At 72.6% G+C, this 17,839-nt stretch carries 16 protein-coding genes; 4 read left to right on the top strand and 12 right to left on the bottom strand.

Translation table 11 applies throughout. From position 1 onward, the window contains the following. Positions 1-135 precede the first annotated feature (135 nt). From ACGFI7_RS25110 to ACGFI7_RS25125, 4 genes are read left to right on the top strand one after another with little or no spacing between them, the layout of a single operon-like run. Positions 136-903, top strand: coding sequence for an ABC transporter ATP-binding protein (locus ACGFI7_RS25110; RefSeq protein WP_393408775.1), 768 nt, complete (start codon positions 136-138; stop codon positions 901-903). Further along, positions 888-2,705: a hypothetical protein gene (locus ACGFI7_RS25115; protein ID WP_393408777.1), complete on the top strand. Its 1,818-nt coding sequence runs from the start codon at positions 888-890 to the stop codon at positions 2,703-2,705. The genes ACGFI7_RS25110 and ACGFI7_RS25115 overlap by 16 nt, the downstream gene beginning before the upstream one ends. A 33-nt stretch (positions 2,706-2,738) precedes the next feature. Further along, positions 2,739-3,947, top strand: a complete 1,209-nt coding sequence (locus ACGFI7_RS25120; RefSeq protein WP_393408779.1) for a sensor histidine kinase — start codon at positions 2,739-2,741, stop codon at positions 3,945-3,947. Continuing rightward, positions 3,944-4,564 carry a response regulator gene (locus ACGFI7_RS25125; RefSeq protein ID WP_393408781.1) on the top strand — a complete coding sequence of 207 codons (621 nt, stop codon included), beginning with the start codon at positions 3,944-3,946 and terminating at the stop codon, positions 4,562-4,564. The genes ACGFI7_RS25120 and ACGFI7_RS25125 overlap by 4 nt, the downstream gene beginning before the upstream one ends. A 59-nt stretch (positions 4,565-4,623) precedes the next feature. Here the strand turns inward: ACGFI7_RS25125 and ACGFI7_RS25130 are convergent, their stop codons facing one another. The 12 genes from ACGFI7_RS25130 to ACGFI7_RS25185 all read right to left on the bottom strand — a co-directional run bounded on the left by ACGFI7_RS25130 (position 4,624) and on the right by ACGFI7_RS25185 (position 17,797). Beyond that, positions 4,624-5,271 carry a response regulator gene (locus ACGFI7_RS25130; RefSeq protein WP_393408783.1) on the bottom strand — a complete coding sequence of 216 codons (648 nt, stop codon included), beginning with the start codon at positions 5,269-5,271 and terminating at the stop codon, positions 4,624-4,626. Then, positions 5,268-6,491, bottom strand: a complete 1,224-nt coding sequence (locus ACGFI7_RS25135; RefSeq protein WP_393408785.1) for a sensor histidine kinase — start codon at positions 6,489-6,491, stop codon at positions 5,268-5,270. The genes ACGFI7_RS25130 and ACGFI7_RS25135 overlap by 4 nt, the downstream gene beginning before the upstream one ends. Next, complete coding sequence (locus tag ACGFI7_RS25140; protein WP_393408787.1) at positions 6,488-7,603, bottom strand: acyltransferase; 1,116 nt, start codon at positions 7,601-7,603, stop codon at positions 6,488-6,490. The genes ACGFI7_RS25135 and ACGFI7_RS25140 overlap by 4 nt, the downstream gene beginning before the upstream one ends. 93 nt (positions 7,604-7,696) lie before the next feature. Further along, positions 7,697-8,086 carry a hypothetical protein gene (locus ACGFI7_RS25145; RefSeq protein WP_393408789.1) on the bottom strand — a complete coding sequence of 130 codons (390 nt, stop codon included), beginning with the start codon at positions 8,084-8,086 and terminating at the stop codon, positions 7,697-7,699. A 72-nt stretch (positions 8,087-8,158) separates the two neighbouring features. Next, the gene (locus ACGFI7_RS25150; protein ID WP_393408792.1) at positions 8,159-9,727 is read right to left on the bottom strand and encodes a CotH kinase family protein; all 1,569 of its coding nucleotides are present in this window, start codon (positions 9,725-9,727) and stop codon (positions 8,159-8,161) included. Then, positions 9,724-10,410 carry a DUF4956 domain-containing protein gene (locus tag ACGFI7_RS25155; RefSeq protein ID WP_393408795.1) on the bottom strand — a complete coding sequence of 229 codons (687 nt, stop codon included), beginning with the start codon at positions 10,408-10,410 and terminating at the stop codon, positions 9,724-9,726. The genes ACGFI7_RS25150 and ACGFI7_RS25155 overlap by 4 nt, the downstream gene beginning before the upstream one ends. Further along, on the bottom strand, positions 10,407-11,267 hold the full coding sequence (locus tag ACGFI7_RS25160; RefSeq protein WP_393408798.1) for a polyphosphate polymerase domain-containing protein: 861 nt from the start codon (positions 11,265-11,267) through the stop codon (positions 10,407-10,409). The genes ACGFI7_RS25155 and ACGFI7_RS25160 overlap by 4 nt, the downstream gene beginning before the upstream one ends. A gap of 53 nt (positions 11,268-11,320) precedes the next feature. Next, on the bottom strand, positions 11,321-12,748 hold the full coding sequence (locus ACGFI7_RS25165; RefSeq protein WP_393408801.1) for an ATP-binding protein: 1,428 nt from the start codon (positions 12,746-12,748) through the stop codon (positions 11,321-11,323). Further along, positions 12,745-13,434, bottom strand: coding sequence for a response regulator transcription factor (locus ACGFI7_RS25170; protein WP_393408804.1), 690 nt, complete (start codon positions 13,432-13,434; stop codon positions 12,745-12,747). The genes ACGFI7_RS25165 and ACGFI7_RS25170 overlap by 4 nt, the downstream gene beginning before the upstream one ends. An 87-nt stretch (positions 13,435-13,521) precedes the next feature. Further along, positions 13,522-14,571: a diaminopropionate ammonia-lyase gene (locus ACGFI7_RS25175; RefSeq protein ID WP_393408807.1), complete on the bottom strand. Its 1,050-nt coding sequence runs from the start codon at positions 14,569-14,571 to the stop codon at positions 13,522-13,524. Positions 14,572-14,607: 36 nt separating this feature from the next. Next, positions 14,608-16,092, bottom strand: coding sequence for a methyltransferase domain-containing protein (locus tag ACGFI7_RS25180; protein ID WP_393408810.1), 1,485 nt, complete (start codon positions 16,090-16,092; stop codon positions 14,608-14,610). Positions 16,093-16,177: 85 nt separating this feature from the next. Further along, complete coding sequence (locus ACGFI7_RS25185) at positions 16,178-17,797, bottom strand: SulP family inorganic anion transporter (RefSeq protein ID WP_393409557.1); 1,620 nt, start codon at positions 17,795-17,797, stop codon at positions 16,178-16,180. Between the last annotated feature and the right edge of the window lie 42 nt (positions 17,798-17,839).

Genomic DNA, 17,839 nt, shown 5'->3' on the forward strand with positions numbered 1-17,839 from the left:
ACCGCCGTGATGCGAACCAGACCACAGACCGAGCGTGCGCTTCTGGCATCAACCGATCGGTTGATGCCGGAATCCACCATCCCGCTCTCCGGCCGGACGATCCGCCACCCCCTGCCCCCACGCGATTCTCAAGGCATGCCCACACACCGGGAGCCCGCCCTCCGCACCATCGGACTCCGCAAGACCTTCGGCGACCACACGGCCGTCGACGACATCCATCTCACCGTCCCCGCCGGTTCCTTCTACGGCCTGGTCGGTCCCAACGGCGCCGGCAAGACCACCACCCTGGCCATGGCCGTCGGCCTGCTCCGCCCCGACGCCGGCCGCGCCGAGATCTTCGGCGTCGACGTCTGGAGTGACGCCGTCCGGGCCAAAGGGCTGATCGGCGTGCTGCCCGACGGCAACGCCATGCCGGAGCGGCTCACCGGCCGCGAGGTCCTCACCTACCTCGGCCTGCTGCGCGGCATGCCGCCCGCCGTGGTCGCCGAGCGCACCGACGAACTCCTCCAGGTCCTCGAACTCGACTCGGCGGAGCGGACCCTGGTCATCGAGTACTCCACCGGCATGCGCAAGAAGATCGGTCTGGCCGTCGCCCTCCTGCACGCGCCTCGCCTGCTCGTCCTGGACGAGCCCTTCGAGGCCGTCGACCCCGTCTCCGCGGCCACGATCAAGGCCATCCTGCGCAGGTTCGCGGCCAACGGCGGCTCCGTGATCATCTCCAGCCATGTCATGGCCCTCGTCGAGCAGCTCTGCGACCACGTGGGCGTCATCTCCGACGGCCGTGTCGTGGCCGCCGGCCCGCTGGCCGACGTCCGCGGCGCCGGAACCCTGGAGGACGCCTTCGTCGATCTCGTCGGCGCCCGCACCGGTGGAACGGAGGGGCTGGCATGGCTCACGTCCTGACGTCCGGCCCGGTCGCCGCCCAGCACATGGTCCGCATGCGGCTGGCGATCATGCGCAACTCCCTGCGCGGCGACAACGCCGCCAACCTCTACACCGGCGTCTCGGGCGGGCTGATCCTGGCCTTCGGGACGATCGCCGTGGCCGTCCTGTGGCCCGGCTACCTGCCCATCACCCTGGCCGTCTGGCTCTCCGGCTGGATCTTCGGCCCCATCTTCATCGGGGGCGGCAACGAGGCCTTGCGCCCTGAGTACTTCTCCATGCTCCCGGCCACGCCGGGCCGGATCGCGGCGGCGCTGCTCGCCGGAGCCTTCGCGGGCCCCGCCCCCGCGGTCAATCTCGTCGCCCTGCTTTCCCTGCCCGTGTACGGCTGGCGCTTCGGCCCGGCCGGAGTGCTCATCGGCCTGGTGGCAGCCGTCATCACGCTCATCACCATGGTGATGCTCTCCCGCGTCATCGTGGCGCTCATCGGCCTGTTCGTCAGATCCCGCGCCACCGCGGCGGCCGTCGGGATCGTGACCGGCACCGCCATCGCGCTGTGCAGCAACGGCTGGGCGCCCGTCGTGGCTCTGGGCGGCTCCGACACCACCGCCTGGTCGCACGTCTTCGTCCGTGTCCTGCCCTCCGGGTGGGGTGTGGCCGCCGTCGAGGCCCCCTGGCCTCTCGCCCTCGCCATCCTCGCGGCCGGCGCGGGCGTGATCGCCCTCCTCCTGGTGGCCTGGGCCGGCCTGCTGTCGCGGCGCGTCGTCTCGGCGGCACGCGGCGGTGTGCCCCCTCGCCGCGGCACGCCCCGCCCCCTCCCCGCCACCGGCGGCGCCCGCCTGGCCGCCGCCAAGGAACTGCGCGCCTGGTGGCGCGACCTCGTCCGCATCCAGCTTCTCGCCACCGCCTTCTCCTACGCCATCGTCACCCCCCTCCTGCTCCTCGCCCTCGACATCTGGATCATGGTCCCCTTCACGGGACTCATCGCGATCGTGATGGCCGCCGCGTCCTCGGCCAACCTCTACGGCGCCGACGGGACCGCGCTCTGGCTCACCCTCATGGCCCCCGGCGCGGAACGCGCCGACGTACGCGGCCGCCAGCGGGCCTGGCTTCTCGTCGTCGGCCCGGCCGCCGTCGTCCTCTCCCTGGCCGGCACCCTGGTCAGCGGCCAGACGTGGGCCTGGCCGTGGGTGCTCGGCCTGCTCCCCGCCCTGCTCGGCGGCGGCGCCGGGCTCATCGTCCTGATCGCCGTCACCTCGCTCGTCCCCGGCACCGACCCCCACAAGCGCGGCGGCAACCCGCTCAACACCGGCGCCGACGAAACCGCCGAGACCAGCCTCGCCTGGCTCATGCTCGTCGCGGTCCCCACGACCGCCCTTCCCGCGGCCGGCGCCGTCCTCCTCGACCCCTGGGCCGGCGTCGCCACCGGCGTGCTGACCGGCGCCCTCGCCGCCTGGGGATTCGGCAGGATCGCCTACCGCAGACTCGAGAACCACGGGATCGATCTGCTCAACCTCATGAAGCACGGCCCGGCGCCCCAGGCCGACAAGCCCACCACCGCGGACCTGCCCATCCAGCACCGCATCGGCGTCACGATCGCCTACACCATCGCCTGGCTCCCGCTGTTCCCCCAGGGACTCGTGCCCATGGTCATGAAGATCCTCGGCGTCGAGGACCGCGGATGGTTCCTCGCCCTTCATCTCCCGCCGATCTGGCAATGGCCCACCGTCATCTTCATGATCGCCCTGGGGCTGCTCATGTACGGCTACGCCATCCTGATCCCCATGCGCCTAAACTCGCCCTCAAGTGCCGCGACCAGGTAAATCCGTCCGCATCGGGAGGAAGGGCATACCAGGATGAACGACCCCTTCCCGCCTTCGGCCTGGGAGCGGCGCTTCGACCGCGTGGTCGAGGTCGTTCCCTACATCACCCTCGCCGCTTCCCTGGTCATCAGCCTGGCCTCACCCGACCAGCCGGAAGGCGGGATGCCCCGTACTCTCGCGCTCACCGCCCTGGCGCTCGCCTGGAACCTCGGCGCCCACACCCTCCTGCCCGCGGCCCTGCGCGGACGCCGGGTCGTCGTCACCGTGTACTTCGTCGGCGTCCTGGCCACCGCCGCGCTGCTCGCCTCCCACGACCCCATCTTCCTCATCTACTGCATCTCCGGCTTCTTCCTCGCCGCCAACTTCGCCCCCTCCAGATGGACCTTCGCCGCCGTCGCCGCCACCTCCTTCGTCCTGTACGGCTCGACGATCGACTGGTCCCAGGCCACCCCCCAGCTCGTCGCCTTCTACCTGGCGATCATCGCCGTGCAGACCGTCGCCATCGGCGGCGGCTCCATCGCGGGCATCAAGATCGAGGACCGGCAGCGCAAGTACCGCCAAGCGGTCCACGACCTCCAGACCGCCATGAAGGAGAACGCCGACCTCCACGCCCAGCTCCTCACCCAGGCCCACCAGGCCGGCATCCTCGACGAACGCCAGCGCATGGCACGCGAGATCCACGACACCCTCGCCCAAGGCCTCACCGGCATCATCACCCAGCTCCGTGCCGCCCAGCGCGTCGAGGACTCCGACACCCACGTCGAGCTCGCGCTCACCCTCGCCCAGGACAGCCTCACCGAGGCCCGTCGCTCCGTCGCCGCACTCCAGCCCCACCAGCTCGAGGACGCCCACCTCCCCGAAGCCATGAGCACCCTGGCCCGCAACTGGAGCCAGAGCACCGGCGTCGACCTCCACGTCGAAGTGACCGGCGACCGCGTCCCCCTCAGCCCCGCCATCGAGGTCGCCCTCTTCCGCGTCGCCCAGGAAGCCCTGGCGAACGTCGCCAAACACGCGGGCGCCACGCGCGCCGGCCTCACCCTCTCCTACACCGGCGCCGTCGTCCTGCTCGACATCCGGGACAACGGCACCGGCATCCACGACGCCAACGGCAAAGGATTCGGCCTCAGCAGCATGAGACAACGCCTCCGCGGCGTCGGCGGCTCCCTCGAGATCGAGAGCACCCCCGGCGAGGGCACCGCCGTCAGCGCCACCGTCCCCGCGCTCCAAGGAAGCCCCCGGTGATCCGCCTCCTCCTCGTCGACGACCATCCCATCGTCCGCGACGGCCTGCGCGCCGCCTTCGACACCGAACCCGACATCGAGGTCGCCGGCGAAGCCGCCAACGGCCGCGAAGGCATCGAGCGAGCCGCCGCACTCGAGGTCGACATCGTCCTCATGGACCTGCGCATGCCCGAAATGGACGGCGTCACCGCCATCACCGCACTGCGCCGGTCCCACCCTCACATCAAGGTCCTCGTCCTGACCACCTTCGACGGCGACTCCGACGTCCTGCCCGCCATCGAAGCCGGCGCCACGGGCTACCTCCTCAAGGACGCCCCCACGGACGAACTCCTGCGCGCCGTCCGCGCCGCCGCCGCGGGCGAGCCGGTCCTTTCCCCCTCGGTGGCCGGCCGCCTCATGGGCCAGGTACGCCGGCCGGTCAAGGCCGCGCTCACCGACCGCGAACTCCAGGTCCTCGCCCTCGTCGCGGACGGCGCCTCCAACCGCCAGGCGGCCGCCAAACTCTTCATCAGCGAGGCCAGCATCAAGACCCACCTCCTGCACATCTTCGACAAACTCGGCGTCCGAGACCGCGCCGCCGCCGTCGGCGAGGGCTATCGACGCGGTCTGCTCAGCTAATCGGCCACCCGCCGCAGCGGAGCCAGGAGCCGCGCGGACGGCGGCGGCGACCGGCGGAGTCAGTAGCCCGGAGGCCGGACCAGGCCCGTCTCGTAGGCGAACACGGCCGCCTGGGTGCGGTCGCGCAGGCCGAGCTTGACCAGGATCCGGCTCACGTGGCTCTTCACCGTCTGCTCGGCGAGCACCAGCCGCTCGGCGATCTCCGCGTTGGACAGGCCCTGCGCGATCTGGGCCAGCACCTCGGTCTCGCGCCCGGTCAGCCCGGCGACGCGGTCCACCCGCTGCCTGGCGCCGGCCATCCGGGCGAACTCGCTGATGAGCCGCCTGGTCACGCCCGGCGACAGCAGCGCGTCACCGGCGGCCACCACCCGGACCGCGTGCGCCAGTTCGGCCGCCGAGGCGTCCTTGAGCAGGAAGCCGGAGGCGCCCGCCCGCAGCGCCTCGTAGACGTACTCGTCGAGGTCGAACGTCGTCAGCACCAGCACCTTGACGGCTCCGCTGACCCGGCGGGTCGCCTCGATGCCGCTCAGCTCGGGCATGCGGATGTCCATCAGCACCACGTCGGGGGACAGCTCGGCGACCTTGGCGACGGCGTCGAGGCCGTTCACCGCCTGCCCGACGACCTCGATGCCGGGCTCGGCGTTGAGCAGCACGGTGAAGCCCTGGCGGACCATCGTCTGGTCGTCGGCGATGAGCACGCGGATCATGCGGTGTCCTCGGCGGGGAGCGTGGCGGTCACCTCGTAGCCGCCGCCGGGGGCGGGGCCCGCGGCCAGCTCGCCGCCCAGCATGGCGGCGCGTTCGCGCATGCCCAGCAGGCCGAGCCCAGCCCCGCGTGAGGGCGCGGGGGCGCCGCGCGGGGCGGTGTTGCGCACCGTGAGCGTGAGAGCCCCGGGCAGGTACGCGATCTCGACCTGGACGGAGGCGCCGGGGGCGTGCCGGATGGCGTTGCTCAGCGCCTCCTGCAGGATGCGGAAGGCCGACAGCTCGATGCCGGGCGACAGCGGCCGGCGATCGCCGGTGGTGGTGGCGGTGACTGCCAGCCCGGCAGCCCGGACCTTGGCGATCAGCTCGTCCACCTGGTCCAGCGTCGGCTGCGGGGCGTCGTCGGCCGGCCCGTCGGCCGACCGCAGCACGCCGAGGACGCGCCGCAGCTCGGCCAGGGCCTCCACCGCGTTCTCCCGGATGCCGGCCAGGGTGTCCTTCAGCTCCTGCGACGGGTTGTCCACCAGGTGCGGGGCCACCTGCGCCTGGATGGAGATCACCGACATGTGGTGGGCGACCACGTCGTGCAGCTCGCGGGCGATCCGGTTGCGGGCCTCCAGCACCGAGCGCCGCTCCCGCTCCTCGGCGGTGACCTCCTCCTGCACGACGAGTTGCGTACGGGTCACCCGCAGGCCGCGCAGCGCGGACCCGAGCACCGCCGCGCCCACGAGCACGATCAGCCACGTCCCGGCCGCACCCGACAGCTGGCCCCATGGGGCGCCGGCCAGGCAGGCCAGCGCCACCAGCACGGTGATCACCGTGATCTCGGCCAGCACCCGCGATCTGACCCGCAGCGCCACCAGCAGGAACAGCATCGCCTGCAGCCCGATCGCCGGCTCCGACCAGGAGAACGGGGTGAGGAGATCGGTGCTGACCACGTGCTCAGGCGCGGCCAGGCCGGTCTGCGAGCCGGCCGCCATCAGGGCCAGCGACCCCCACCACGCGGCGATCGGGCTGACCATGGCCAGCACCAGCGCCGCCGCCTGCCCGAGGGCGAGCAGCGTGTAGGTCGGGTCGTCGAAGCCGTTCGCGACCCGGATCATGACGAACGCGTACAGCCCCACCAGGACGTGCGGCAGCCGCGACAGCACGCGGGGGCCGCGCATGCGGGGGAGCGGGTCGGCCGCCACCGTCCACAGGTCCGACCGCAGGGTCCCGATCACGACTCCACCCTAAGGCTCACGACCGGGCCGGATGATCGCTCGTACGTGCGGAAGAGCACGCAGCACAGGGCCAGCACGGCCGCGAACACCGGCAGCCAGGCCAGCCGCGCCACGATCCAGCCCGGCCCGTCCGGGGCGGTGTGCAGACCTGGCCAGTCTCCGCCGACGTGCAGGCCGGCGACGGTGACGGCGAGCATCGCGGTCTGGTGCCAGAGGAAGACGGTCATCGCCGCCAGGTTGACCGCGGCCACCGCCGCCCACGCGGCGGGCCTGGCCAGGAGCCGCCGCAGCGGCCCGGCCAGCAGCGCCGCCGCGCCGCACTGGGCGATCCCGAAGGCGACGGCGGCCAGGGTGGGCGGGTCGAGGTTGGACACCGGAGCGCCCGGCACGCCGACCATCGCGGCCGGGTAGCCGCCCCAGCCCACCAGCCCGATCGCCGCCGCCCCGCCACCGGCCAGCAGGGCCCATCCGGCGGGCCTGCCCGGCAGGCCGTGCCTGGCCCAGGTCAGGCCCAGGCAGTACGGCACCAGCCAGCCCGCCACCACGTTCACCCAGCCCAGCCAGGAAGGCCCGCCCGCCCCGTACCGGACGAGGTCGACGCAGGCGACGGCGGCGAGCGGCCACAGCGGGTGCAGCCGGGACACCAGCGGGGTCGCGGCGGTCAGCAGCGCGAACACCAGCAGGAACCAGAGCGGCGACACCACCAGCTTGCCCAGCGTGCGCACCGTCTCCAGTTCCGCCCCGGAGAGGAACATCCAGCCGACGGCCGGCGCCCACACCGCCGCGAGCGCCCCGACCGGCCGGGACAGCCGCGCCAGCCGCGCTCTCACCCACCCGCCGTACGGGCCGGTCCCGCGGCCGTTCACCAGCCCGCCCACCAGGAAGAACACGGCCAGCGTCTGGCACACCCAGGACATCGGCGCCAGCTCCGGCATGGCCTTCAGCGGGCTGCCGGCGCGCAACGTGTCGCCGGTGGCCACCAGCGCGGTCACCAGCCAGTGGCCCAGCACGACGCCGGCGATCGCCAGGGCCCGCAGCCCGTCGATCGCGCGGTCACGGCTGGGCGGGGTGGCGGTGTCGATCCGGTGGGCGAGGGCGAGAAGGGAGGCCATGGGGCGAACCTAGGAAGCCCCGCCCCTGGCCCGCGTCCCTCTGGGGAGCGCATCCGGCCGTGGTCCTGAAGTACGGGCCGGGAGCCCTGAGCGCTAAGCGCGCTCGCTGTCGCAGGCCGGGTAGCCGGTGCGGTGGACGGAGCTGAAGTTGGCGGCGGACATCCACCCGTACGTCCTGGTCCCCTTGATCCGCCCGAAGACCCAGAGGTTGCCGTGGGAGTTCCTCTTCCAGCAGTTGAAGTAGAGCACCTGGCCCCGGCGCATCCGCTTCACGTTGCACGTCTTGATCGACGCACCCTGCTTGAGGTTGTACGTCCCCTTCATGACCCCCCAGCCCCCGTCCAGGTTCGGGCCGCTGGACGGGGGTGACACGCACGAAAGGGTGTTCACCGTGGCCTGGGCGGCCGGGGTGTTCACGGCGGACGTCGCCGCGATGGCGCCGGCCGCCGCGAGCACCGCGGTGGTCTTCCTCAGGTGACGCATACGGTCTCCCTTCTCCGTGATCTACGGGGAGGGTGCCGAGCGCCGGTTGCGAGATCCTTTCGGTGTGCTTGATCACGAGGTGTGCCGGGTGATCACCTCGTCGGTGCTCAAGGCCTTGGCGCGCTCGGTCAGGAGGGTGCGGAGCCGCTCGGCGTCGGAGTCGATCTGGCCGCCGCCGCCGTTGAGCTTGTAGGACTCGACGATGTCGTCGAGCACGTTCGTCAGGGTGCCGCCGGCCAGGAGCTCGCGGTAGAGGGCGGCGTACTGCTCCTCGTACAGCTTCTTGAAGGCGGGTGTCTCCAGGAAGCGTTCCTTCAGCTTGTGGCCGCCCATCATCCGGCCGCCGAACCCGCCCACGCCGTCGTTCGGTCCGGCGGAGGCGTCGCCGTTGTAGGCGAGGTTGAGGTCCCAGGTGATGACCCGGAACTTGCGGGTGTCCAGGTCGTACCAGAGGTAGTAGTTCCTGCCGGGGCCGCTCATGTCGTCGAAGTTGAGCATGAGGTTCTGCAGCACGGCGTAACGGGCGAACGACTCCACGTCCAGGCGTTCGGCCAGACCGGCGGCGAACTCCTCGTCGGAGGCTTCGTTCACCCATTTGACCAGGTTGATCACGGGTTGCAGGTCCGTGCCGCCGACCTTGTTCACCTGCTTGAAGTCGGTGCCGTACTGGGTCTGGTCCTCGCCCTTGTAGGTGAAGGAGCCGGTGGCCAGCGACTTGTACAGCACGCCGTCGCCCAGTTCCTCGGCGTAGCCCTCGTCCAGATACTCGACCACCAGGCGGGGGGCCGAGGCGCGGCCGTTCACGGTGAAGGCGCTGTAGGTGTAGCTCTGGGTGGGTTCGCCCGCGGCGCCGACGGTGGAGATGGCGAGCGCCTCGTTGAGCATGGTCGAGGCCTGGCCGGTGACGGGACGGACGGCGACCTGCGCGTGGCCCTGATAGCGGCGGCCGTCGACGAACTCGTCGAAGCTGACCAGCCACGGCAGGTTCTCCGGCTCCTCCGCCTTCAGCGTGGCGCCGAAGCCGCCCATCCCGCCGCCCCGCCGCTGCCCCTGACGCTCGGGCGGCTGGTCGCCGTTCCGGGGAGGCCCGTTGCCGTCCGGCGGCTGAAAACCCTCGGGCGGCTGAAAACCTTCGGGCGGCTGAAAACCGTCCGGTGGCTGAAAACCCTCCGGTGGCTGAAATCCCCCGGGGCGCTCGCCGCCGGGCGGCCCGCCAGGACCGCCGCCTCGGCCGCCCATCCGCTGCCTTACCCTCTCGCCCTTCCAGGTGAGCCCCTGCAGCGTCGAGTTGCCCTTGAGCCGGATGCCGACGCTCGGGATCGTGGTGCCGTCGATGGTCAGGTCCGCCTCGACGTACTTCTTCTCGCCGTCCTTGGCGTACTCGGTCAGCATGTCCTCGTACGCCTCGTCGCGGAAGGTGAGCGTGAGCTGGTGCGCGACCGAGGTGTCGAACAGGTCCTTCGAGCCCGTGACGTCCTGGGTGACGAGGTCTCCCGAGGCGTTGGACACCGAGACCGCGTAGGGGCGGACCGTGCCGCTGCCGAACACGCCCCAGCACACGCCGAGGAAGGTCACGCCCGCGACGAGGAGCTTCCAGTTCTGCCGGACGCTGACCGGGATCCGGTGCCGGAGCCTGGTCACAGGTCTGTCTGGTCGTAGCCGGTCAGGACCGTGACCGACTGGCCGTGGTTGCGTTCGCGCAGCGCCGCCATCAGGTCGGCCGGCTCGCCGCCCTTCTTGATCTTGACCGTGTACATCAGCTCGGTGAGCGCCCCGGCCCTGATCGACTCCATGCTGACCAGCTCGAACTCGTCGGTGTGGCGGATCAGCACGTCCTGGATGACGTGGGTGTAGTCCTCGTCGGACGGCACCTGCACCTTGACCACCTGGCGGCGCACGTTCAGCTGGAACCAGTTGAACCGGTGCATCACGAAGATGATCAGCGAGATGGTCACCGCGGCGACGATCGCCAGCAGGTAGAACCGGGTGCCGACGGCCATGCCGACGCCCATCACCAGGAAGATGAACCCGACGTCGCGGGTCTCCTTGATGGCGTTGCGGAACCGGACCACCGACAGCGCTCCGACCAGGGCGAACGCGCGGGCGATGTTCGATCCGACGACCAGCATGATCAGCGAGATGAGCATGCCGAGGATGACCAGCGTCTGCACGTACGACTGGCTGTAGGAGACGTTGCGGTGCGTCGCCCGGTACACCCAGCCGATCATGGCGCTGAGCACGAACGACAGCACCATCGCGAGGGCGATGTCAGCCACGCTGAACGTGCCGGAAAGGTCCTGGAACGAGAAGTCCATGGGGGTCATGCCTCCGAGAGAGCGGCCGGTCGGTCGCGGCCGGGATCCTGGTCGGGAACGTGGAAGATGGAACGCGGCGCCAGCCCGTGCGCCTCGATGCTCTGGCAGTACTTGGAGACGCGCACCACCTGCAGGTTCCGCTTGGCGGTCAGATCGGTCAGCCAGTACGGGACGCGCTCGTTCGCCTTGACTTCCATGATCGCCTTGTGCGGCGGGACGATGAAGCGGTTCTCCGCGTCGGCGGCGAAGCCGAAGTCGCGGTCGCGGCCCCGCACCCGCCGGTCGAACGTCACCCGCAGGCCCGCGTCGGCGTCCTGGCCCAGGTAGGCGTGGCGGGTGTAGCCGGTCATCGCGGTGGCCCGCAGGTCGAGGCGGCACGTCAGGTCCAGCACCTCCTCCAGGAAGGCGCGCTGGGACGGCTCATGGGTGATCATCTCGCGGCCGTCGCACAGCCGCAGCGCGTCCAGGTACGGCACCTGGACGCGCCGCTTCTGCGTGACCCGGTTGACCCGCTGCTTGATCTCCACGTACACGGGGGTGTCGTCCGCGGCGGAGAACCGGTCGCCGTAGTGGCGGATGCGCAGCTTGCGGCGGAACCTCAGGCCCTCGATCTTCTCCCAGTAGAACCGGAGCCCCCGGGTGTCGTAGTAGACGCTCCAGATGGCGTAGCCCTCGTCGGGGCAGTGCCGGTCGAGGACGAGCCGGTGCTCCAGCTCCTCGCGCAGCTCGTCCACCGCCCCGGCGTCGACCAGATACTTGATCTCGTACCGGTTGAAGGCGTGCAGCTTGCTCGGCGCGCGCAGCCGGTGACCGGCGTCCCCGTCCGTCAGCTCGGGCGGAGTCGGTTTGCGAAACCTGTGAAGCATGCCGATATGGGACCCGACGAACCTGGGAAAAATGTGTGAACCGCAGGTGAACGTCAGCGCGACGGCAGCAGGACGCGGAAGCGGGTGCCCCGCCGGGAGCTGGTCACCTCGATCCGGCCGCCGTGCGCCTCGACCAGCGCCGCGGCGATGGCCAGGCCGAGTCCGGTGCCGCCGTGGTCGCGGGAGCGGTTCGGGTCCGCGCGGTAGAACCGGTCGAACACGTACGGCAGGTGCTCGGCGTCGATGCCGGAGCCCTCGTCGCTCACCTCCACCAGCGCGGCCTCGCTCCCGGGCGCCGGTCCGGCTCCGGCGTGCACGCCCTCGGGCGGGCCGACCCGCTCGTGCCCGACCGTCACCCGCACCGCGGTCTCCGGCGCGGTGTGCACGATCGCGTTGCCGACCAGGTTGGCGATGACCTGATGCAGCCGGTGCTCGTCACCCCGCACCCGCACCGGCCGGTCGGACAGTGTCAGGCGGACCGGCCGGTCGCGGTCGCGGGCGTGCGCGGCGTGCACCACGTCACCGGCCAGCACGTGCAGGTCGACCGTGCTCAGCTCCAGCGCGGGCTCCTGGTCCAGGCGGGCGAGCAGCAGCAGGTCCTCCACCAGCACGCCCATCCGCTCGGCCTCGCTCTCGATGCGGCGCAGCAGCCGCTCCGCCGCCGGGTCCCTGGTCGCCTCGCCGTGCTGGTACAGCTCGGCGAAGCCGCGGATGGAGGTGAGCGGCGTGCGCAGCTCGTGCGAGGCGTCGGCGACGAAGTGGCGCAGCCGCCGCTCGGAGCGCTCGCGCTCGCGCAGCGCGCGGGCCAGGCGTTCGAGCATGACGTTGAGCGCGGTGCCGAGCCTGCCGGTCTCGGTGCGCGGGTCGCTGTCGCCGACCCTGCGGTCGATGTCGCCCGCCGCGATGGCCTCGGCCGTACGCTCCATCCGGGTGAGCGGGCGCAGCCCGAGCCGCACCACCCACAGGGCGACGGCGGCGAGCAGGGCCAGCACCAGCGCGCCCACCGCGAGCTGGATGACCAGCAGCTCCCGCACGGTCGAGCGGTTGGAGTCCAGCGACATCGACACCGCCGCCCGGTTGCCGTCGGGCAGCAGGGTGATCAGCACCCGCCACTCGCCCGTGCCGTCCGTGCCGGCGACGGTGAAGGGGGTGCGCGGCGGCCTGGCGACGAGCTCGGCGGGCACGTCGGGCCCGGCCCCGGCGCCGCTGGGCAGGTCGTCGAGCAGCATGCCCGACGGGCTGTAGACGTCCACCTCGAACCGCCGGGGCACCTGCACCCCGGGGTCGCCCGGCATCAGTTCGGCCGGCGGCGGCCGGACGGTCACCCGGTCGGCGAAGTCGGCGAGCTGGCCGTCCACCCGCGCCAGCAGCGAACGGTCCAGCAGCGCCACCCCGGCCACCGCGAAGATCGCCAACGCGGCCGCCGACAGCCCGAGCAGCGCGGCGAGCAGCCGGTGCCGCAGCGGCCACGACCGGTTCACGACGGCCCCCGCAGCCGGTAGCCGACACCGCGCAGGGTGTGGATCAGCGGCGGGCCGAGCACGTCGATCTTGCGGCGCAGGTAGCTGATGTAGGACTCGACGACCCGGCTGTCGCCGTCGAAGTCGTAGTCCCACACGCTGTCGAGGATCTGCGCCTTCGACACCACCCGCTCGGCGTTGATCATCAGGTAGCGGAGCAGGCTGAACTCCGTCGGCGACAGGTGGATCGGCCGGCCCGCGCGCCGCACCTGGTGAGCCTCCTCGTCCAGCTCCAGGTCCGCGTAGCGCAGCACGCCGTCGTCGGCGCGGTCCTCCGCCGGGCGGATGCGGCGCAGGATCGCCCGCACCCGCAGCACCACCTCTTCCAGGCTGAACGGCTTGGTCACGTAGTCGTCGCCGCCCGCGGTGAGCCCGGCGATCCGGTCGGACACCGCGTCCTTGGCGGTCAGGAACAGCACCATCGGGCTGTCGCCGCGCTCCCGCAGCCGCCGGGCGACCGCGAACCCGTCGAGGTCGGGCAGCATCACGTCGAGCACCACGATGTCGGGCCTCTCCCGGGTCACCGCCTCCAGCGCCCGCCATCCGCTGGACGCCGTGCTCACGGTGAACCCGTTGAGCATCAGCGCCTCGGACAGCAGCTCGCGGATGTTCGGCTCGTCGTCGACGACCAGCACCTTCGCGCTCATAGCCCTACTTGTTACCGCCCCTGCCTGAGAGCCCGCTGAAAGGCGCTCAGGCCGGGCGGCGGTCTTTCCCCGCCGCGGTGACCGGCGTTACCCGCCCGGGGAGAGCGCCGGGTTGGCGGTGGTGCCCTCGGTGTTGATCAGCACCACGGCGGAGCCGGCCGGCACGCCGAGCGACGGGCGGCGGGCGTCCGAGGTCAGCGCGGCCCTGGCCCCGGCGAGGGAGGCCGCGCCGCACGGGCCCGCGTCGACCCCCAGGGCCAGGAGTTCCCTGGCCGCGCGTGCGCTGTCGGCGTCCGTCACGGCGACGGCCGCGTCGAGGCCGTCACGCAGGTACGGCCAGGCCAGGCTCGACGGGGTGCCGCAGTTGAGGCCCGCCATGATGGTGTCGCCGGTGTCGATGCGCACCGGCCGGCCCTGCAGCAGGCTGGTGAGCACGCACGCGGCGGTCTCCGGCTCCACGGTCATGACGGCCGTGCCGCCCCGCGCCCGGTAGTGGGTGACCGCCGCCTGGGCCAGCGAACCCACCCCGGCAGGCACCACCACCAGCCCGGGAGCCTCGCCGAGTTGCTCGTCCAGCTCCGCGAAGAGGGTGCCGTACCCCTCCACGATCCAGCCGGGCGTCTCCTCGTAGCCCGGCCAGGCCGTGTCCTGCACTAGCACCGCGCCCGGCTCCGCGGCCGCCGTCGCGGCCCGCTCGACCGCCTCGTCGTAGCTGCCGCCCACCTCGGTCACCTCGGCGCCTTCCGCGGCGATGGCGGCCACCGCCTCCGGGTGCACGCCGCCGGGGGTGAACACCCGCGCCCGCTGCCCGAGCAGCCGCGCCATCCGGGCGACCGCTCGCCCGTGGTTCCCGTCGGTGGCGGTGACCAGCGTCAGCGGGCCCTCCCGCTGCTCCAGGACGCGGTGGATCGCCCAGGACGCCCCCAGTGCCTTGAACGCCGGCAGCCCCAGCCGGGACGACTCGTCCTTGACCAGCACCCGTCCCGCCCCCAGCTCGTGGGCCAGGGCGGGCAGCTCGGTCAGGGGAGTGGGGGAGTAGCCGGGCAGCGTGGCGTGGAACTCCCGGGCCCGGTCCGACGGGGGCGCGCAGCTCCAGCGGCGGGCGGCGGGATTGGCATACCAGAACGATGTGAGCACACCCGATGGTCCCGTGCCCGCCGGTCCAAGGTCCAGTCAGTCCGCCAACCTGCGGATCTTGACCACGTTGTCGGTGCGGGTGGCCGGGGTGCCGTCGGGGGCGTCGTGCCGCCGCTCGAACTCCTCGCACAGCTCCACCTCCCACGCGCCCGCCGCCAGGTCCAGCGAGTCCAGCACCTCGCGCGGGCCGGGCAGGTGCACGTCCGGGTGGTCCTCCTGCCAGGACGGCCATCCGGAGTGGCCGACGATCAGCAGCACGCCGCCGGGCGCGACGGCGCGGGCGGCCGCGCGCAGGATCTGTTCGCGCGGCAGGTCCTGGTAGGAGTGCAGGTAGTGGGCGGACACCAGGTCGTACGCGCCGCCGGGGAAGGACGCGCCGAAGTCGTGCCGCTGGAAGTCGATCCGGTCCGCCACGCCGGCCTCGGCGGCGAACCGGGCGGCCCGCTCCAGGGCGACGCCGGAGATGTCCGCCGCGGTGACGCGCCAGCCGCGCGCGGCGAGCCAGATCGCGTCGCCTCCCTCGCCGCACCCCAGGTCGAGCGCGGTCCCGGGATCCAGGTCCGGCGCCTCCCTGGCCAGGATCAGGTTCGCCTTGCCGCTCCAGACCCGGTCGCTGTCGCGGTAGCGGGCGTCCCACCACTCCTGTCCGGACATCTCCTGATCCTTGGCGTACCTGTTGGTCAGGCGCCGCTTCTGGACGCCTCCCGCGACCTCGCGCTCGGCCTCGGCGGAGAACGGAACGGGACGCTCCAGGACGGCGCTGCGGGCCTCCTCGTCGACCAGGTCGGCGTTGATCGACCGGGCGGCGCGCACACCGTCATCGCTGGAACCGGACACCGTCCACACGGAGGTCTCCAGCCCGTCGGGGAAGCCGGGCAGGGCGGCGCGCGGGGTGACGGCCAGCGCCTGGCAGGCGACGGTCCGGCCGTCGGCCATGGTGACGCCGGACAGCGCGTCGCCGGTCACTTCCAGGCCGGTGACCTTGCCGTTGACCAGGGTGACGTCGCGGGCGGCCAGCCGGTCGTACTCCTCGGGCGCGGGCTCGGCCGCGGTGTGCAGGAGCAGCGTGACGTGCGCGCTCCACTGCCGCCACAGCAGCGCCTGGCCCGCCGCCGCCGGGCCGGTGGCGAGCACGGCGATGCGCCGGTCGCTGAGCTCCCAGCCCTGCTCGTACGGGTCGTGCAGGACGTCCCGCCCCCACCGCTCGGCCAGGCCGGGCAGATCGGGCAGATCGGGTGGCTCGGCGGCCGGTCCGGTGGTGACCAGCAGCCGCCGCGCCCGCGCCTCGGAGCCGTCCGCCAGCCTGACGCGGAACCCGCCCTCTTCCCTCTCGACGCCGCGCACGGCGCCGTCGGCGATCTCGCCGCCGTACCGCGCGAGCCTCTCCCGGCCCGGCGCGTCGAGGCCCGGATCGACCACCAGCACCGTCCGGCGCGCCCTGGCCAGGGTGAGCGCCCCGCTCAGCCCGGCGGCGCCGCCGCCGATCACGACGACCTCGTACGTGCGAACGTTCTCCGACATGACGCACCTCCGTTGCCGGAGATGGTCGACCCGCACCGCACACGATCGCAAGTCCCTTTGCCAAATCGGCAAGATCGGGTCATGCTCAGCGCGCGGCGGGCAGGACGCCCCGGTGGCGCAGGTGGTCGCGGGCGGCGGCGATCGCCTCCGGGGTGGTGGCGAACACGCGCCCCTCCTCGGTGAGCCGTTCGATCACGCCCAGCGCGCGCAGCGGCTTGTGGTGACCGTTCTTGATGCCGGACACGTACACCGTGATGCCGCGGTGCCTGAGACGCTCGACCGCGTCGCCGAGGACGAGCGCGCCGCTGGCGTCGAGCGTGGTGACGCGGGACATGCGCAGGATCACCACCGACACGTTGGCCACCTCCGACAGCTCCAGCAGGAAACGGTGCGCGGCGGCGAAGAACAGCGGGCCGTCCAGGCGGTAGGCGACGATGTGCTCGGCGAGCAGCGCCAGCTCCTCCTCGGTGTGGTCGCCGGACAGGTCGTCCTGGATGGGCATCGCGTCCAGGCGGACGTTGCGGGCGATCGCCCGCAGCGCCAGCGCGCCGGCCACGAGCAGTCCGAGGATGACGGCCTGCACCAGGTCGAGGGCGAGCGTGGCGATCGCGGTCAGCACGAGCACGACCGCGTCGCTCCGGGTGGAGCGGACCATGGCCTTGAGCGAGCCGACCTCGACCATCCGCACCGCCGTGGCCAGCAGCACGCCGGCCAGCGCGGCCAGCGGGATCTTCGCCACCAGCCCCGCCGCAGAGTAGACGATCACGGCCAGGATGGCGGCGTGCGCCAGCGACGCCAGCCGGGACGAGGCGCCGGCGCGGACGTTCACCGCCGTGCGGGCGATGGCGCCGGTGGCCGGGACGCCGCCGAACAGCGGCGCGACCAGGTTGGCCAGGCCCTGCCCGAACAGCTCGCGGTCCGGGTCGTGCTTGTGGTTGACGCTCATGCCGTCGGCCACGGCCGCCGACAGCAGCGACTCCAGCCCCGCCAGCGCGGCGACCGCCACGGCCGGGGCGAGCAGCGAGGAGAGCGCGGCCGGGTCGAGGAAGGCGAGCGACGGCGCGGGCAGCCCGGCGGGCAGCTCGCCGATGCGCGCCACCGGCAGGTCGCCCAGCTCGACGGCGACGGTGGCGGCGGCCACGGCCAGCAGGGAGAACGGCACGGTCGGCCACCGGCGCGCCCCCGCGAGCATCATCGCGGCGACGGCCAGCGCGATGCCCACCGCCCACCACTGAGGGTGTGCGGCGAAGTCCCGCACCGCTTCCAGGGCGATGAGGACGACCTGTTCGCCTTCCGGCGTGGGCACGCCGAGAGCGGCGGGCACCTGCTGCAGCCCGATCACGCAGGCGATGCCGATGGTGAAGCCCTCGACCACGGGGGCGGGCACCAGGGCCATGTACTTGCCGGCGCGGGCCAGCGCCAGCGCGATGAGCAGGACACCGGCCAGGACGCCGACGGTCAGCACGCCGGTGGCGCCGTGCTGGGCCATGATCGGCACCAGCACCACGGTCATCGCCCCGGTCGGCCCCGACACCTGCAGGCCGGAGCCGCCGAACACGGCCGCCAGCGCGCCGGCGACCACCGCGGTGGCCAGGCCCGCCTCGGCGCCCAGGCCGGAGGAGATGCCGAAGCCGAGCGCCAGGGGCAGCGCCACGATCGCGACGGTGAGCCCGGCGAGCAGGTCGCGGCGCGGGCGGCGGGTCATCGCGACCAGGTCGTCGCGGGCGGGCAGGACGGAACGCACCCG

It is taken from the genome of Nonomuraea sp. NPDC048826, from assembly GCF_043198225.1.
Lineage (GTDB): Bacteria > Actinomycetota > Actinomycetes > Streptosporangiales > Streptosporangiaceae > Nonomuraea.

Bases quoted from the DNA above. Each gene is read 5' to 3' on its own strand.
- ACGFI7_RS25140 (WP_393408787.1), bottom strand. From the start codon at position 7,603: ATGGCCTCCCTTCTCGCCCTCGCCCACCGGATCGACACCGCCACCCCG.
- ACGFI7_RS25145 (WP_393408789.1), bottom strand. From the start codon at position 8,086: ATGCGTCACCTGAGGAAGACCACCGCGGTGCTCGCGGCGGCCGGCGCC.
- ACGFI7_RS25115 (WP_393408777.1), top strand. From the start codon at position 888: ATGGCTCACGTCCTGACGTCCGGCCCGGTCGCCGCCCAGCACATGGTC.
- ACGFI7_RS25120 (WP_393408779.1), top strand. From the start codon at position 2,739: ATGAACGACCCCTTCCCGCCTTCGGCCTGGGAGCGGCGCTTCGACCGC.
- ACGFI7_RS25155 (WP_393408795.1), bottom strand. From the start codon at position 10,410: ATGACCCCCATGGACTTCTCGTTCCAGGACCTTTCCGGCACGTTCAGC.
- ACGFI7_RS25130 (WP_393408783.1), bottom strand. From the start codon at position 5,271: ATGATCCGCGTGCTCATCGCCGACGACCAGACGATGGTCCGCCAGGGC.
- ACGFI7_RS25185 (WP_393409557.1), bottom strand. From the start codon at position 17,797: ATGACCCGCCGCCCGCGCCGCGACCTGCTCGCCGGGCTCACCGTCGCG.
- ACGFI7_RS25110 (WP_393408775.1), top strand. From the start codon at position 136: ATGCCCACACACCGGGAGCCCGCCCTCCGCACCATCGGACTCCGCAAG.
- ACGFI7_RS25170 (WP_393408804.1), bottom strand. From the start codon at position 13,434: ATGAGCGCGAAGGTGCTGGTCGTCGACGACGAGCCGAACATCCGCGAG.
- ACGFI7_RS25160 (WP_393408798.1), bottom strand. From the start codon at position 11,267: ATGCTTCACAGGTTTCGCAAACCGACTCCGCCCGAGCTGACGGACGGG.
- ACGFI7_RS25180 (WP_393408810.1), bottom strand. From the start codon at position 16,092: ATGTCGGAGAACGTTCGCACGTACGAGGTCGTCGTGATCGGCGGCGGC.